This window comes from Sphingopyxis soli, assembly GCF_018682675.1.
GTDB classification, from domain to species: domain Bacteria; phylum Pseudomonadota; class Alphaproteobacteria; order Sphingomonadales; family Sphingomonadaceae; genus Sphingopyxis; species Sphingopyxis soli.
On the sequence record NZ_JAFMTR010000051.1, the window covers coordinates 43,781 to 60,392 of the forward strand.

The following is a 16,612-nucleotide window of genomic DNA, read 5'->3' on the forward strand; positions in this document are numbered from 1 at the left end:
AAGCGGACGAAAGTAGCTATTATGACCGTCACCACGGGTTCCGGGCCAGCGATTGGCGGTCGCGCCGCAGCCAGTCTTCTGCATTCGCGGCACTCTCAATTGCGCCGATCTTCGGCAATTCGATGAAATTTTCGTGCCTTCAAAAGGTCCTGCCGCGAGAGAATTCCAACCACTCGCCGGGAAACGGGCTCGACGATAGGAATCCGGCCAAATCCGGTCTCGACGATCAAATCGGCGATCGCACCGATTGGCGCGTCCGGGTAAGCAAAAGGCAGGCCGGCATCGGAAATGGCGTCGGACAATGTCGCCGTGAGGAGCGTCTCGCCCGCTTGCCAGCGCAGCGCATCGGTGCGCGACACAAGTCCGATCAGACTGCCCTCCTCATCGACAATGGGATAGCTTCGATGCGTAGCGCGGGTCTGGAAGAAGTCGAGCGCCTCGCCTACACGCAGATCGCCTTTCAGCGTGGCGGGATCGCGTGTCATGATCTGATCGGCCTGGAACAGCGCTAGCGGATCGACGCTATATTCCTGAACGATGTGGCGGCCGCGGCGCGCGATCTTCTCGGTCAGGATCGATCGCCGGATGAGCAGCACGCTGACCGCATAGGCGGAACCCGCGGCAGCGACGGTAAAGGGTAGCGCATCGAAATGTCCGGTTACCTCGGCCGCGAAGAGTGCGCCCATCAGCGGTGCTCTCATCGCGCCGCTCAAAATGCCTGCCATACCGATCATCGCCCAGAAGCCGGCGTCGCCCGGCAACATCTGCCCCGCAAGGTATCCGGCTGCTCCGCCCAGGATCAGCAGCGGTGCCAGCACGCCGCCGGACGTGCCCGAACCGAGCGCGATCAGCCAGACGAGCGCCTTGACGACCATCAGCGCGATAACGACCCGGAGCGCGAGCGAGCTATCGAGCAGCGCCTGAATGCTCGCATAGCCGGCCCCGAGAACATGCTTGTCGATCAGGCCGCCGATACCCACCGCAACCGCGCCTATGGCAGGCCACCACATCCAGTGGACGGGTAGCCGCTGGAACAGGTCCTCGGTTAGATAGAGCGTCGACGAGATGAATGCCGAAAGGAGGCCGGTGACGATGCCGATCGCAGCAGCTCCACCGGCCAATTCCGCCGATGCGGGCATCGCCGCGTCAAAGGGAAACATCGGTCCAACGCCGATAAGCGATGGCCGCGCCGTCCACGCGACAAGAACCGCGGCGACGAGCGGCACGAAGCTGCGCGGCTTCCATTCGAAGAGGAGAACTTCGATCGCGAGCAGGATCGCAGCGAGCGGGGTGTTGAAAATGGCCGTCATGCCGGCGGCGGCGCCGGCCACCAGTAACGTCTTGCGCTCCGCGGCGCTCAACCGGAAGCGCTGCGCAAAGAGCGAGCCGATGGCGCCCCCCGTCATGATGATCGGCCCCTCCGCACCGAAGGGGCCGCCGCTGCCGATCGAGATTGCCGAAGAAACCGGCTTCAAGACAGCGACCTTCAGCGACAGGCGGCTCTCGCCGAATAGGATCGCCTCGATCGCCTCTGGGATGCCGTGGCCCCTGATCTTGTCTGAGCCGAACCGTGCCATGACGCCAACGAACAGGCTTCCGAGAACAGGGACGAACATCGTACCGAACCCGAGCGCCGAATCGATAATCTCGGTCGGCGCGGTGGACAGACGACCGAACCAGAACAGGTTCGTCATCAATGCGATCGCCCTAATGAGGAGCCACGCCCCGCCCGTCGCTCCAATGCCCACAACCAGTGCCATCACCGCCAGAAGCAGCATCCGGCGATCCGCGCTATGATCGGCCAGACGGTGGCGCCTGTCTGCGTGGGCGGGCATAGACAAACTCCGGATGAACAGTGAGAGGCCGCCCATTATGTCGTATTACGATATTTCTCAATCCCGTTTCGCTCGATGAGCAAAGATCCTGCCGCGCTCGATGACGCCGATTATGCGGCGCTGGCCGATTTCCGTGCGACGATCCGCATTTTTCTCGCGTTCAGCGAAGGCGAAGCCGCCAAGGCCGGCCTCTCCCCCAGGCAGCATCAAGCGCTGCTCGCGATACGCGGCGTACCGCGCGGCGAAGCCACCGTCGGCTATCTCGCGCAGCGCCTGATTCTGCGGCCGCACACCGTATCGGAGCTGGCGAAGCGGCTTTCGGCTCTGGGACTGCTGGCCGGCGAAGCCCCCCAGGGCGATCGCCGCAAACTCGTGTTGCACCTGACGCCCAAGGCCGAAAATCTGCTGCGGGCACTGTCGGCGGCGCATCAGCAGGAGATACGGCGCATCAAGCCGTTGCTTTCCGACCTCCTCGACAGGTTCGGATGATCGCGCGCAAGCAACCGACGAAGACTGGGCGCTTCATGCCGCACAAATAATGCTTTCTTTGCGGACGATCGGCGATGCGCCAAGGCGCGCGCCGGATATATTCAAGGGTCTTCTCCTGTGCGTTTCGATTGGTTGCGTTTCCATCCACGGCTAGCCGGTGCCCGGTCGAGCGATCGTCTGGCGGCATCACTGGGAGCACTTGCGGCTATCCTAATTGTCGCGTTGACGAGCGCTGCGCTGTTGGCGAGCCTCACTCCGATATGGCTTGTCGCACCGATCGGCGCATCGGCGGTCCTCGTGTTTGCCGTGCCCGCCAGCCCGCTGGCTCAACCCTGGCCCGTGATCGGGGGCAATATTCTGTCGGCACTGGCAGGCGTCGTCGTGGCAAATTCCGCAACCTCGCACGAGTTGGCTGCAGCCCTCGCGGTCGGGCTTGCGATTGCCGTCATGTCTATGGCGCGCTGCCTCCACCCACCCGGAGGTGCTGCCGCCCTCACCGCCGTCATAGGCGGACCAGCGGTTCACGCGCTCGGCTGGAACTTTCCCATTCTGGCGGTCGGACTGAATTCCATCCTTCTGGTCGCGGCAGGAATTGCGTTTCACCGCTTCTCGGGCCATTCCTATCCCCACCGCGCGATCCCTGCTTCAGGCAACTTCCAATCGATTGATCGAAGAAGCCTCGATGCTGCCGATGTCGAAGCCGTGCTCGACGAGCTCGGTGAGTCCTTCGATATCGACATCGATGATCTCGCAGTGATCGTCCGTGCTGTCGAACGGCGCGCCGCAACACGAGAGCAACTCTTGGGCGAAACCGGCCAGCGCTCGTATATCAGCCGCGCTGCCTGATCTGGCTGCGCAAACGGGACGGCAGCACCTGCTTGCGTGAGATGAAGAATGCCACCAAACCGGATATGAAGCAAATGACTATGAGGCGGCAGCGAGAGCTGAAGCGCGCTAGCTAGAGCGCGAGTGGCGAGAAGACCCGTACTGGCCGATGGCGGACGGTCTGCAGCTAGGGCAGTCATTGTCAAAAGCGGATATTGCGGAACACGCTGCTTCTGGAAACGGATGTTCCCTTTTTCATGATGCCGAGAGCGGGCAGATTCCGTAGTCGATATTGCCTTCGCTTCGATCAACAAGTCGACGTCTTATGGCCCGCCGCATTTGCCGGACCTTGACGCTGCGCGATCGAGGAGGTCGAGGCGATCGTGCATACGGCCGACCCGAAAGTGCCGGTCGCCCTTGTGTCGGAGGCGATGGCGGCAACCCGATGGTCAGGCGCTGCTCAGACAGGCCCGTGGCGGCGACACGCGGATATTCCAGAAAGAGGCCCCGCTCGGCATAAGCGGCGGTAGAGCAAGCCACGCGCCCGGCGCAACCAATGCGAGGAGAGATAACGTGTGACTTTCATAGGTCGGGACTGAGCCGCATCGCCGCGCCGCCGCCCGGCGCGAGCCATAGGCGGTAGTGGTCGCCCTTCTTCACCTTGACCATGTCATAGGCGATCCGGTGCCGCGCGTCGGTCAGATAGGTCGCGCCCTCGCCATCCTTATAGACCTTCGCGGTGTAGGTCTTGCCGGGTTCGAGAAAGTCGAAGCTCAGGTCGAGGGTCCGTTCGGTCGCATCGTTGACCCCGCCGACATACCAGTCCGCACTCGCACCATCCTTGCGCGCGAAGATCGCAAAATCGCCGACTTCTCCAGCGATCAGGTGGCTTTGCGACCAGTCGGCCGGAACCTTGGAAATGAAATCGAGCTCGCGCGGAAATTTCTCCAGCGTTTCGGGAAAATCGGCCGCCATCTGGATCGGCGAATAGATGGCGAGATAGAGGCCGAGCTGCTTCGCCAGCGTCGAAGCAAGCGGTGTATGGTTCGCCCCCTCGAGGCTGAGCACCCCGGGGGTGAAGTCCATCGGACCCGACAGCATCCGCGTATAGACGAGCGTCGGTTCGTGATCGGGACCGTTGGCGAAGGCGCCCCAGGCATTATATTCCATGCCCCGGGCACCTTCGCGTGCGACCCAGTTGGGATAGGTGCGGCGAAGGCCGGTGTCCTTGACCGGCTCGTGCGGATTCACCGCGATATGATATTTAGCCGCGGTCTCGACGACCTTCAGATGATGATGCACCTGTCGCTGGCCGTCGTGCCATTCCATCGCGACGCTGTCGGGGGTGTCGCCCGGCGCGATGATGCCGCCCGCGTCGGCGACATAGCCGGTCTTGATCGTCCCGACGCCAAGCCGCCCGTAAAGCCTCATCGCATCGTCGAGCTGCGCCTCGTAAACCTTTATATTCCCGCCGGTTTCATGATGCCCGATCAGCTGGACATGCTTCGCGCGGGCATAGTCGGTGACCGCCTTCAAGTCGAAATCGGGGGTCGCCTCGGTAAAGCTGAACTCGTCGCCGTGGCCGAACCAGTTGCCGTTCCAGCCCTTGTTCCAGCCCTCGACCAGCACGCCGCCGAACCCGTGCTTCGCCGCGAAATCGATCGTCGCCTTCGTGCGTTCGGTCGTCGCGCCGTGCTTTGGCCCCTCGGCCCATGTCCAGTCGCCGCGGATCATCCCCCACCAGATGCCGACATATTTCATCGGCTTGAACCAGCTAACATCGCCCAGCTTGTTCGGTTCGTTGAGATTGAGCTCGAGGTCGCTTTCGACCAGCCCCGCCGCGCTGCCTGCAATACGGATCGTGCGCCACGGCGTCGCGAACGGAAGGTCGCGGACGACGCGCGGTCCTTTCGACGAAGGCGCCAGCGTGGCGCGGAATTTCTGCCCTTCGGCGCGCTTCAGCCACATCCCCGAATAGTCGACGAGCGCTGCCTCGTGGAACGACAGGTGCGTCCCGTCGTCGAGCCGCACGGTCATCGGCGTGTGCGCGGTGGCGACGGCATCGACCGGCGTCTTCTGATAGACTTGTTCGTACCGGTTCCACTCGCCGGCGGTGATCCACCACGCCGTGCCCTTGGGCACCAGGTCGAACTCGGTGATCTCGTCGGCTATTTTCGCGGTCTTGAGCCCCGCCTGTTCGGGGAGTTCGTAGCGAAAGCCGATGCCGTCGTCGAACAGGCGGAAACGGACGTTCATCGCGTGGCCGCCCCAGCTTTCGTTCTGGCGCAGGCGAACGAGCAGTTCATTGTGGTGGTCGCGCACAAAGCGGCGTTCGCCCCACGGCTGTTCCCAGCGGCTGTCGGCGCTGGCGCGCTCGACACCCTGAATCGCGAAGCCGCGTTGCAGGCCGATCCCGTCGGTGAGCAGGAAGCCGAGCTTCGACGGCGCGAACAGCAATTGCCCCTTGCGCGACAGCGACCAGGTCGGGCGCTGGTCGTTGTCGGTCGCGACGGTCAGCACCAGGCTACCATCGGGCGAGGTCGCGGTGACCGACGCGGGCGCCTCCTGCGCGAAGGCGGGCGACGCGGCGAGAAGCGCGAGCGGGGCAAGGCGAAGCATGGACATCAATGGTCGATCCGGATCCAGAGGGCACCGCAAGGCGGCAGGGTGTCGGCGTCGGCGCCATTGAGCGCCACGATCGGCATTCCGCCGCGATGCTGGGCAGCAATGTCGATGGACGCGCCGCCGAGGTTGAAGAGGCAGCGGATCGTTTCGCCTTCGGCCACGCGGTCGAAGGCCAGCAGGTCGCCCTCGGCCACCCAGCCGCCGTCGCGGCCGTGACGGAGCGCGGGGTGCGCTGCCCGCAGCGCGACGAGCCGCCGCGTCAGGTTGAGCAGCGAGGCGGGGTCGCCATCCTGCCGGTCGACCGCGAGGCCGGCGTGCGCGTCGCCGAGGGGTAGCCACGGGCTGGCAGACGAAAATCCGGCATGCGCCGCATCCGCTGCCCACGGCAAAGGCGTCCGCGCGCCGTCGCGCGACAGGGTCAGCGGCCAGTTCTTCAGCGCCTCGGGATCCTTGACCATCTCGAACGGGATATCGACCTGATCGAGCCCCAGTTCCTCGCCATTATAGATGATGATGTTGCCGCGCAGCGCACATAGCAGCACCATCTTCATGCGCGAATAGGCGGTGGCATCGACGCCGGCGGGCGTCCAGCGCGACACCGCGCGCGGCGCATCGTGGTTTTCGAAGGCCCAGCTCGGCCAGCCGATACCCGGCGCGTCGGGCCATTGCTCGGCAGCTTCGCGAACGAGCTTCGGCGTCAGCCGGTCCGCGTAGAGGAAGTCGAAACCATAGGCGCTGTTCAGGCGCCGGTCGCCCGCGGTGAACAGCTTCATCTCGCGCACCGCATCGTCGCCGCCGACCTCGGCGACGGTGAAGCTGCCGCCATATTCGTCGGTCAGCGCGCGAATGCGCTCAAGGAACAGCGGAATGTCGGGATGCGACTGGTTGTGGATTTTCAGCTGGAAATCGAACGGCCGGGTGCGGACCTTGTTCGACGGCGGCGCCGGCGGATTGTCGCGCAATTCGGGATCGTGCATCGCAAAATTGATCGCGTCGATGCGGAACCCGTCGACGCCGCGATCGAGCCAGAAGCGGACCACGTCGAGCAATGCATCCTGAACCGCGCGGTTGTGGACGTTGAGCTGCGGCTGGGTCCCGAGGAAATTGTGCATATAATATTGGCCGCGCCGCGCGTCCCACGTCCATGCCGGACCGCCGAACACCGACTGCCAGTTGGTGGGCGGCGAGCCGTCGGGCTTCGCATCGGCCCAGACATACCAGTCGGCCATCGCATTGTCCCTGCTCGCGCGGCTGGTCGCGAACCAATCGTGTCGGTCCGACGTGTGCGCAAAGACAAGGTCGGTCGTCACCTTCAGACCCAGCGCGTGCGCGCGCGCGACGAGCGCATCGAAATCGTCGAGCGTTCCGAAGATCGGATCGACACCGCAATAATCAGAAATATCGTATCCGAAATCGTCCATTGGCGAGGGATAGAAGGGCGACAGCCAGATGGCGTCGACACCCAGCGAGGCGACATAATCGAGCCGCGCGGTGATGCCCGCCAGATCACCGATCCCGTCGCCGTTCGAATCTGCAAAGCTGCGCGGATAAATCTGGTAGATCGCCGCGCCCTTCCACCACGGCAGGTCGGCGACGGCGTGCGGCTGTGGGGCAAGGCTATGGTTCGTCGTCACGCGTCGTTTTTCCGCTTAGTCTTTGGCCTGGCATATGGCGGTACCGAAGGCGGGGAGAGTGAGGAACAGGCTGCCCGGCGCGGCGGCTTGCGCCGGACAGTCGCCAAGGAGCGACGTAAAGGCCGCGCTCCTCATGTCGATGGCAATATTGGCCGAGACGGGCGTTGCAGACGTATTGAACGCCAGCAACACCTCGCGGCCGGAGTCGGGATCGAACCGCGAGACCGCGAGCAAGCCGGGCTTTTCCGAAATGGCGCGCAGCTTCGTCGTCCCGTGCAGCAGCGCGGGCGTCTTGCGGCGGATCGCCGAAAGCGCCGCGATCTCGCGGTAGAGCGGATGGGCCGGGTCGAAATTGGCCGACGCGGTGGTCGCATCGGTGCCGATCAGGTCGTTGTCGTTATAGACGTCGACCGTCGAGGCGAACATGTCCTCGCGCGCGAGCTGGTCGCCTCCGTCGGACACGAAACCCTGCTCGTCGCCATAATAGATCGTCGGGACACCGCGCAGCGTCAGCAGCATGGCATGACCCAGCATCACGCGCTTCAGCAGTTCGTCGGCGCTCGCACCGGGGTTTTCCTGCTTCACGAACATCGCGAAGCGGCCCATGTCGTGGTTGCCGAGGAAGGTCGGGAGTTGCAGCGCCGCGGCCGGCCCGCCCTTGTACAGAACATCGCCGTCGAGCAGCCGTTCGAAGACGGCGGTTCCGGTTGTTCCGCCGACCGCATCGATCACCGCGCGAGCGAAGCTGAAGTCGAGCACCGCCGGCAGTCCGGCGACGCGCGTGTGGCGCGCCAGCGATCCGGGATCGACCGCGTCGTTATAGACTTCGCCAAAGATGTGGAAATTCGGAATCCCGCGCGCCTTTGCGCGGGCCAGCATCGCTGGAACGAAAGCCTGCCAGAATTCGGGGTTCACATGCTTCGCGGTGTCGATACGGAATCCGTCGATCCCGAATGCGTCGATCCAGCGGCCATAGATGTCGATGAAACCCTGTACGACCTTCGGATTCTCGGTCGCCAGATCGTCGAGACCGGCGAAATCGCCATAAAGCGCGGACTCGCCGACCCAGTCGCTGTTGCCCCGATTATGATAATAGATCGGATCGTTCAGCCACGCCGGAACCTTGGCGTTTTCCTCACCCTTCGGCACGACAGCCGTGTAGGCGAAAGACGGGTCGGTCAGCTTGGCCCAGTTTTCGGGCGAGGAATCCTGATCGCCGGCGAAGCCCGGGTTGATCGGCGCCCCGTTCACCCCGCCGCGGCGCGAATAAGGATAGTCGGCGAGGCTGCGATATTTATAGCCCTCCGCTTCGCCTTCGGTGTAGCGAATGACGTCGGCGGTGTGGTTGGTGATGATGTCCATATAGACCTTCATCCCGCGCGCGTGCGCCGCGTCGACGAAAGCCCGGAACTCGTCATTGGTCCCGAAGTGCGGATCGACGCGCGTGAAATCGGTGACCCAATAGCCGTGATAACCAGCGCTCTCGTCGCCCTTGGGTCCTTGCACCGGCTTGTTCTTGAAGATGGGGGCGAACCAGATCGCGGTCGCGCCCATCCCCTGGATATAATCGAGCCGCTTCGTCAGCCCGGCAAGATCGCCGCCGTGATAGAAGCCCTTGGCCGACGGATCGTAACCGGTTGCGAGCCGGTCGCCCGTCAGCCCGCCGCGATCGTTGCGCGGGTCGCCATTCTCGAACCGGTCGGGCAGGACGAAATAGATCACTTCGTCGGTCGCGGGACGCGCGCGGACGTCGGCGAGGCCGGCCTGCGCCAGCACCGGAAGCGGCGCCAGTATCAGCGCAAGCGCGGCGAGCCCGCGGATCACGCCGCCACCGCCGCGCGCGAGGTTGCCGCAAGGAAATCGTCATAGCTCGCCATTTGCGCGACCTCCGCTTCGACCATCGCCGCGACGCCGGCCATATAGCGCGCGAGGTCGTCGGCGCCGATCCCATCGGCCAGCGGATGCCACGCGCGCGGCGCAATCCCCTGCCCCACCAGCACTTGCAGCCAGCCGGATTCGGTGAACAGCTCCTCATGCTCGCGAAAGATCAGGCCCTGGGCGAGGAACAGCTCGATCTTCGCCGCGAGCGTGTCGGGAACCGGCATCTCTGCCCGGTCGCGCCAATAAGCCGTGTCGCGCCGCTCGGTCGCCTTGAAATGCAGGATGATGAAATCGCGGATACGCTCCCACTCGAAGTCGCTCTGCCGGTTGAACTCGGCAGCGACAGCGGGGTCGGTCGCGCCCGATGGCAACATCTTGAGCAGCCGCGATATGCCGGCCTGCACCAGATGGATGCTCGTCGATTCGAGCGGCTCCATGAAGCCGCTGGCCAGTCCAAGCGCAACGACATTGCGGTTCCACATCCGGCGCCGCTTGCCGCTGACGAAGCGCAGCCGGTTCGGTTCCGCCTGCGCGGGTCCGTCGAGATTGGCAAGCAGGGTCGCGACGGCCTCGTCGTCCGTTACATGGTCCGAACAATAGACATAGCCATTGCCGATCCGGTGCTGCAGCGGGATACGCCACTGCCAACCCGCGTCGCGCGTCGTTGCCCCGGTCCACGGTAGCTGCGGCGTGGCACCGTGCGCGCACGGCACCGCCACCGCGCGATTGTTGAGGAGCCAGTGCGACCAGTCCTCATATCCGGTTTCGAGCGCGCCCTCGATCAGCAGGCCCCGGAAACCCGAACAGTCGATGAAGAAATCGCCCTCGACAGACCGCCCGTCATCGAGTGCGACGCCGGTGACATCGCCGGTCTCGCCATTCAGACGGACATCGACCACTTTCCCCTCGATCCGCTCGACACCGGCGGTTTCGGCGCGGCGGCGGAGAAAGGCGGCGTAGAGCGCGGCGTCGAAATGATATGCATAGGGCATCTCGAGCAGGTGCGGCGACGTGCGAGGCGCGCCGCGCTGCATCCGCCGCGCATATGCGGCCCGCTCGTTGAGCGAATAATGGTCGAGCGGTTCGGCCACCCCGGTCGCCCACGCGCGCAACCAATAGTGATGGAACTCAAGCAGGCCGAGCCCGCGCCCGATCGCCCCGAAGGCGTGCATGTAGCGATGACCAGGCCGCGTCCAGCCGTTGAATTCGATGCCGAGCTTGATCGTGCCCTGCGTCGCGGCAAGAAACTCATCCTCGTCGATTCCGAGCGCGTCGTTGAAGAGACGGATCTGCGGGATCGTCGCTTCGCCGACTCCGACGGTCGCGATCGCGTCGGATTCGACCAGCCGGACCGACCAGCTCGCCGGCAGGAAATGGCGCAAACAGGCCGCGGCCATCCAGCCCGCCGTGCCTCCGCCGATGATAATTAGCCGCATGGGGGACATAAGATCAGCCTCTGCCCTGTAGCGCAACAAGAGGACGGGGGCGGCGCGATCCGGCCGCCCCCGTCAGGGAGGGTTCAGAATTTGAACGAGGCGCCCGCGAGGTAGCGGCGGCCATAGACCTGATAGTCGATCACCGCCCGGCTATCGCGCGGATCGTCGGTCACGAAGGGCTCGTTCGTCAGGTTCTGGCCCTGGACAAAGAGCGACAGCCCCTCAAGCGCGCTGCCCGGCTGGAAGTCATAGCCGATCTGCGCGTCGACGATCGTCTCTGCGCGGGCGCGGCGGCGGACACGGTTGCCACCGAAGCCCGACAGCTCGCCGACGAAGCTCGACCGGTAGCGCGCGCTGACGCGGGCGTTAAAGCCCCATTTCTCGAAATAGGCGGTGCCGTTGGCGACCCATTTCGAATAGCCGGGGATATCCTGGGCCGGCGCCCCCGGCGTCGGCTGGATCTTGGTCTTCGTATAGGATGCGCCGCCCGTCACGCCGAATCCGTCGAGCGCCGATACCAGCTCGCCAAGGGGCAAGGTGCCGGCCAGTTCGACGCCGTAAAGCTTGCCGCCTTTGCCGTTGATCGGGACGTTCACGGTGCCCAGATAGTTCACGATGATCGGATTGCCGTTCACGTCGAGCCCCGGATCCTGGATCGGATAGCCGGTGAAATCGAAGGCGACGTCCTGATTGTAGATGTAGCTCTTCAGGTCCTTGTAGAAGAGCTGCACCGCCAGATAGCCCTTCGACCCGAAATATTTCTCGAACGTCAGGTCGGCGGCATTGGCGCGCCACGGACGCAGGTCCGGGTTGCCGGCGTCGCCGCGAACGACCGCGCACTGCCGGCCGACGGGGCAGACGCCGCTGCCGACGTCGCCGATCGTCGTGCCATATTTCAGCGACGCGCGCATGTCGTCGAGGCGCGGACGGATGATCTCGCGCGCCAGGCTGAAGCGGACCACGAAATCGCTGGCGGTACGCAGCGACAGGTTCAGGCTGGGCAGGACATCGACATAGTCGGTGCTCGCGCGCTGCGGGATGCCCTGGATGTTCGGCGATCCGTTGGCATTCTGGCCGATATAGGCGGCGCTGGCACCGTTCGAATTCTGGTCGGTGAAGACCGCCTGCACGCCCACATTCCCGGTCAGCACCGACGAGCCCATTTCCTGGTCGATGTTGGCCTGGAGATAGGTAGTCATCAGCTTTTCGGACACGTCGTAGGATTTGACCACGACGTCGCCATAGGGATTGGCGACCAGCTGATAGATGCCGGCCGCGAGCAGGTCGCGCGGGTCATAGCTGACGACAGGCCCCAGCCCGAGGTACGACAGGTTGGTCGTGCCAAGGCGATATTGTTCGGGGATCGGCACGCTGGTCAGGCCGTCGGTGTTGGCGACGAGACCGACGAAGGCTTCGTCGGGGACAAGGCTCTTGCTGCGATCGGTATAGTTCACGCCGAACTGCACCGATTTCAGGAAGCCTTCCAGCTCGCGTTCGACTTCGACGCGATATTGCCACAGCTCGTCCTTGATGATGCGGTTGTTGTAATAGCCGTCCTGGCCGCCGCGGATGCGCGTGCCGTCGACACCGGTCTGGTCGCCGCCCCAGCCGAGCGGGCTGGTGAGCTGGATCAGATCATAGTCGCCATAGTTCAGCCCGGGGCTGAACACCGTGCCGTTGCGGTCGCTGGTGAAACCGATCGTGTCGGTCGCGCCGACGCCCGCGCCGCGCCCGGTGCCGGCATTGCTTTCGAGGATCAGTTCGTTGCGGTCGGTCTTCGACAGGCTGATATCGGCGGTGACGTTCCAGCCGTCGCCGCCTTCCCAGCGGTTGTTCCAGCCGAAGCTGTAGAGCTTTGCCTGCCGTTCGAAGACGTCGTTGCGCACGACGCCCTCGACACTGGTGAAGGTGCCCGACCGCGCGAAGACATATTGGCCGCTGCTGTCGACGTCGGTGACATTGACCCCGGCGCCGCCGAAGGCGAGCGGCAGTTCGATGCCGCGCTTGATCTGGTCGTCCTTAAAGTCCGAATAGAAGGCATCGATGGTCGAGGTGAAATTGGGGCTCGGCCGCCACTGCAGCGTGCCCTGCAGGCCAAGCCGCGTCAGCTGGGTCGAGGTGGCATAGCTTTTCGACCCGCCGATAACCACGGGGTTCGCAGTGGTGCCGTCGCCGGCATAGCCCCACGCGTTGAATTCCTGGATCTGATACGGTTCGTCGACATAGCTTGCCGACAATGCGATCCCCAGCGTATCGTTCGCGAACTGATCGACATACACGCCGTTGACGCGGTAGCCATATTTCTTCGATCCGGCGTTGAGCTTGCCGATTTCGGCCCAGCTGCCGCGCCCGCCGACCGAGATCACGCGCTTGCCATAGTCGAGCGGACGGATCGTGCGCAGATCGACCGTGCCCGAAAGCCCCTGCCCGACGATCGACGCCATCGGCGTCTTGTAGACGAGCACCTGGTTGATGACCTCGCTGGGATATTGGTCATATTCGACCGCGCGGTTGTCGCCGGTCGAGGTCTGTTCGCGGCCGTTGAGCAGCGTGGTCGAGAAGTCGGGCGCGAAGCCGCGGATCGAGATCGCGTTCGAGCGCCCCGAAACGCGCTGCGAGGTCAGGCCCGGCAGGCGCGCGATCGACTCCGCGATCGAGGCGTCGGGAAGCTTGCCGATATCCTCGGCCGAAATCGATTCGACGACCTGGTCGCGCGTTTTCTTGGCGTTGACCGCGCTCTGGAGGCTGGCCGAATAGCCGGTAACGACGATATCGCCCTCGGCGGGCACGTCTTCAGCCGGCGGCGTGGCGCTGTCTTGCGCCATCGCGGTTCCCGATAGCATCGCTGCCAAGGCAAGGCCGACCGCTACGGTGCTGACGCCGCGGCGAAGGCTGGTGGAATTAGGCATAATCGCTCCCCTGTTGCGACGGGATGGTCGGTCGCGCGGCGGCTGGGAAGCGGCGTGTCACGCCGTGGGCATCCTCATCGTCGCGTGGGTTTTCCCATCGTCGCAGCAGCAATTGAGGCCAAATCGGCGGCGCGGCTATAGGGTATACGTATACGCATAATATGCAGGGGGGCGTCCTGCCGCGCAAATGTCACAGCGACGACAGGTCGCGCTTGCCCGGTACGGGCACGTCGCGCGAGACGATTGGCATCGCCCGCGCCGCCCGCTAATCAGCGGGTAACGGGCTGGGCACAAGCCGGCCCGAGGGGAGAAGGATATGGGGCGTCCACCGACGGCCAAGCCCACCAGTTTCGATATCGCCTATCTGGCGGGTGTGTCGCAGCCGACCGTCTCGCGCGCGCTTCGCGGAAGCAAGTCGGTGAGCGCCGCGACCCGGGCCAATATCGAGCGGATCGCGCGCGAGCTCAACTATACCGTCGACAAGAATGCCTCGAGTCTCCGCTCGCAGCGCACGCACACGCTCGCGCTGCTCTTCTTCGAGGATCCGACGCCCGACGAGTCGATGATCAACCCGTTCTTTCTTTCGATGCTCGGCTCGATAACGCGCCAGTGTGCGCTGCGCGGCTATGATCTTCTCATCAGCTTCCAGCAGATGCACAGCGACTGGCACGTCGACTATCAGGACAGCCACCGTTCGGACGGCATCATCCTGCTTGGTTATGGGGATTATCAGCTCTACCGCGCCAAACTCGAACATCTTGTCGAGATGGGCACGAAATTCGTGCGCTGGGGATCGGTCGCCGACGACAACATCGGGCTCACCGTCGGCTCGGACAATATCGGTGCCGGCATCCAGGCGGGCGAGCATTTCCTGGAGATCGGGCGGCGACGGATCGCGTTTCTCGGCGACGCGTCGGACCACGCACCCGAGTTCAAGGACCGATACATGGGGCTGTGCCGCGCGATGGCGACCTCCGGTATCGACGCGAATCCCGGTTTGCAGGTGAATGCGGTCTCGTCGGAAGAATCGGGCTATGACGCGGCCCGCGCGTTGATCGATCGGGCCATCGGCTTCGACGCGATTTTCGCGGCCAGCGATCTCATCGCCATCGGCGCGATGCGGGCGCTGAACGAGGCCGGTCTTGCCCTGCCCCGCGACGTCGCGCTGATCGGCTTTGACGACATTCCGGCGGCCAGCCTCACCTCCCCGACCCTCACGACGGTGATGCAGGACCTCAAGGGTGCGGGCGCCCTGCTCGTCGATGCGCTGCTGCGCCAGATCGACGGTCAGCCGGTCGAACGGTCGATCCTGCCCACCCGCCTCATCCGCCGCCAGAGCAGCTAGGGTCAGGACCACAGGGCCGACCCTACGTATTCGTATACGTTTCCGGTACCCGCTTGCTCTTGGGCAAGTCCGCGGCAAGATCACCGCGCCGAAAGAGCCGCCTGCGCGGCCGTGCAGGGAGAGACGTGATGGAGAAGCCTCGCCAAAGCCGCGCCGGACTTTGGAACATAAATTTCGGCTTCTTCGGCATCCAGATCGGATTCGCGCTGCAGAACGCGAACATGAGCCGCATCTTCCAGTCGCTCGGCGAGGATATCGAAAAGCTGCCGGGGCTCTGGGTGGCCGCCCCGCTCACCGGGCTGCTCGTCCAGCCGATCGTCGGCCATCTAAGCGACCGGACCTGGCTCGGCCGACTCGGTCGCCGTCGCCCCTATTTTCTTGCCGGCGCGGTGCTCGCCGCGATCGCGCTCTTCGTCATGCCGCAAAGCCCGTCGATCTGGTTTGCAGCGACCATGCTGTGGATACTCGACGCTTCGCTCAACGTCTCCATGGAGCCCTTTCGCGCCTTCGTCGGCGACATGTTGCGCGTCGATCAGCATAGTGCCGGCTATGCGGTGCAAACCGCTTTTATCGGGGCCGGCGCGGTGGCCGGTTCGCTCTTTCCGATGCTGATGGAGGCGATCGGCGTCTCGAACGTCGCGCCCCCCGGCGAGATCCCGGATACCGTGCGCTACGCGTTCTGGTTCGGCGGTCTTGCGCTCTTTCTTTCGGTGATGTGGACGGTCATCGCGACTAGCGAATATGATCCGGCGCGGATGGCGACGTTCGAGACTCCCGGCGGATCTGACGAACCGGCCGTCAGAGCCCTGGCGTCGCGAAGCCATGGAGCCGGCCTCGGCTGGGCGGCTGCCGGAGTTTGCGTGATCCTGATCCAGCGCGAGTTCGCGCTGCTGCGCGAGGTGCTGCTGCTCGGCGCCCTGCTGATCGGATACGGGATTGCGACGAGCGCAGCGATTGCCCTCGCGCGCCGCGGCAAGGAAAAGAACATGCTGTCGGCGATCGTCGGCGATTTTGCGGGTATGCCGCCCGTCATGAAGCGGCTGGCGATGGTCCAGTTCTTCAGCTGGTCGGCGCTCTTCGTCATGTGGATCAACACCACGCCGATCGTCGCGCAATATCATTTCGGAACGACCGACGCGGCGAGTGCTGCCTATCAGACGGCCGCAAATTGGGTGGGGGTCCTGTTTGCGGTTTACAACGGAGTAGCCGCCTTCGCTGCTCTCACCCTTCTCCCACATCTCTCGCGCCGGATCGGCCAGGCCAGGACGCACATTGCGGGGCTTGCCTGCGGCGCGATCGGCTATGGGAGCTTCTTCCTGATTCGCGACCCCGTACAGCTTGTCGCGAGCGAGATCTTCATCGGGGCCTTCTGGGCCTCCGTGCTCGCCATGCCCTATGCGATCCTCGCCTCGAGCCTCCCGCAGTCGAAGCTGGGCGTCTACATGGGCCTCTTCAATATTTTCGTGGTCGTGCCTCAGCTTCTCGTCGCGACCGTTATGGGGTCGATCATGCAGGCGCTGTTCCCAGGCGAGCCGATCTACACCATGGCCTTTGCGGCGGGCACATTGGTCATCGCGGCCGCGGCAATGATGCGGGTATCGGCGCTGACGAACAAAAGCCCCTCCTGAAATTG

10 protein-coding genes are annotated in these 16,612 nt (G+C 64.2%); 4 read left to right on the forward strand and 6 right to left on the reverse strand.

Annotation, left to right across the window (positions count from 1 at the left end; genetic code table 11):
* Window positions 1-95: 95 nt before the first annotated feature.
* Window positions 96-1,835: a chloride channel protein gene (locus J1N50_RS07470; protein ID WP_246553220.1), complete on the reverse strand. Its 1,740-nt coding sequence runs from the start codon at window positions 1,833-1,835 to the stop codon at window positions 96-98.
* Window positions 1,836-1,910: 75 nt separating this feature from the next.
* On the opposite strand from J1N50_RS07470, the gene J1N50_RS07475 reads away from it, so the two are divergent.
* Window positions 1,911-2,324 carry a MarR family winged helix-turn-helix transcriptional regulator gene (locus tag J1N50_RS07475; protein WP_215352061.1) on the forward strand — a complete coding sequence of 138 codons (414 nt, stop codon included), beginning with the start codon at window positions 1,911-1,913 and terminating at the stop codon, window positions 2,322-2,324.
* 117 nt (window positions 2,325-2,441) lie between these two features.
* Window positions 2,442-3,170: an HPP family protein gene (locus J1N50_RS07480; protein WP_343828308.1), complete on the forward strand. Its 729-nt coding sequence runs from the start codon at window positions 2,442-2,444 to the stop codon at window positions 3,168-3,170.
* Window positions 3,171-3,731: 561 nt separating this feature from the next.
* Here J1N50_RS07480 and J1N50_RS07485 read toward each other — a convergent pair.
* The 5 genes from J1N50_RS07485 to J1N50_RS07505 form a co-directional block, all read right to left on the reverse strand.
* Entirely contained in the window at window positions 3,732-5,774 is a 2,043-nt protein-coding gene (locus J1N50_RS07485; RefSeq protein WP_215352063.1) for a glycoside hydrolase family 97 protein, read from the reverse strand.
* Window positions 5,774-7,408 carry an alpha-amylase family glycosyl hydrolase gene (locus tag J1N50_RS07490; RefSeq protein WP_215352071.1) on the reverse strand — a complete coding sequence of 545 codons (1,635 nt, stop codon included), beginning with the start codon at window positions 7,406-7,408 and terminating at the stop codon, window positions 5,774-5,776. Before J1N50_RS07490 ends, J1N50_RS07485 begins: the two co-directional genes overlap by 1 nt.
* A gap of 15 nt (window positions 7,409-7,423) precedes the next feature.
* On the reverse strand, window positions 7,424-9,232 hold the full coding sequence (locus J1N50_RS07495; protein ID WP_215352073.1) for an alpha-amylase family glycosyl hydrolase: 1,809 nt from the start codon (window positions 9,230-9,232) through the stop codon (window positions 7,424-7,426).
* Window positions 9,229-10,734: a tryptophan halogenase family protein gene (locus J1N50_RS07500; RefSeq protein WP_215352075.1), complete on the reverse strand. Its 1,506-nt coding sequence runs from the start codon at window positions 10,732-10,734 to the stop codon at window positions 9,229-9,231. The genes J1N50_RS07495 and J1N50_RS07500 overlap by 4 nt, the downstream gene beginning before the upstream one ends.
* A 74-nt stretch (window positions 10,735-10,808) precedes the next feature.
* The gene (locus tag J1N50_RS07505; RefSeq protein WP_215352077.1) at window positions 10,809-13,634 is read right to left on the reverse strand and encodes a TonB-dependent receptor; all 2,826 of its coding nucleotides are present in this window, start codon (window positions 13,632-13,634) and stop codon (window positions 10,809-10,811) included.
* A gap of 316 nt (window positions 13,635-13,950) precedes the next feature.
* On the opposite strand from J1N50_RS07505, the gene J1N50_RS07510 reads away from it, so the two are divergent.
* Window positions 13,951-14,979 carry a LacI family DNA-binding transcriptional regulator gene (locus J1N50_RS07510; RefSeq protein ID WP_215352079.1) on the forward strand — a complete coding sequence of 343 codons (1,029 nt, stop codon included), beginning with the start codon at window positions 13,951-13,953 and terminating at the stop codon, window positions 14,977-14,979.
* Window positions 14,980-15,107: 128 nt separating this feature from the next.
* On the forward strand, window positions 15,108-16,607 hold the full coding sequence (locus J1N50_RS07515) for an MFS transporter (protein WP_215352081.1): 1,500 nt from the start codon (window positions 15,108-15,110) through the stop codon (window positions 16,605-16,607).
* Window positions 16,608-16,612 lie beyond the last annotated feature (5 nt).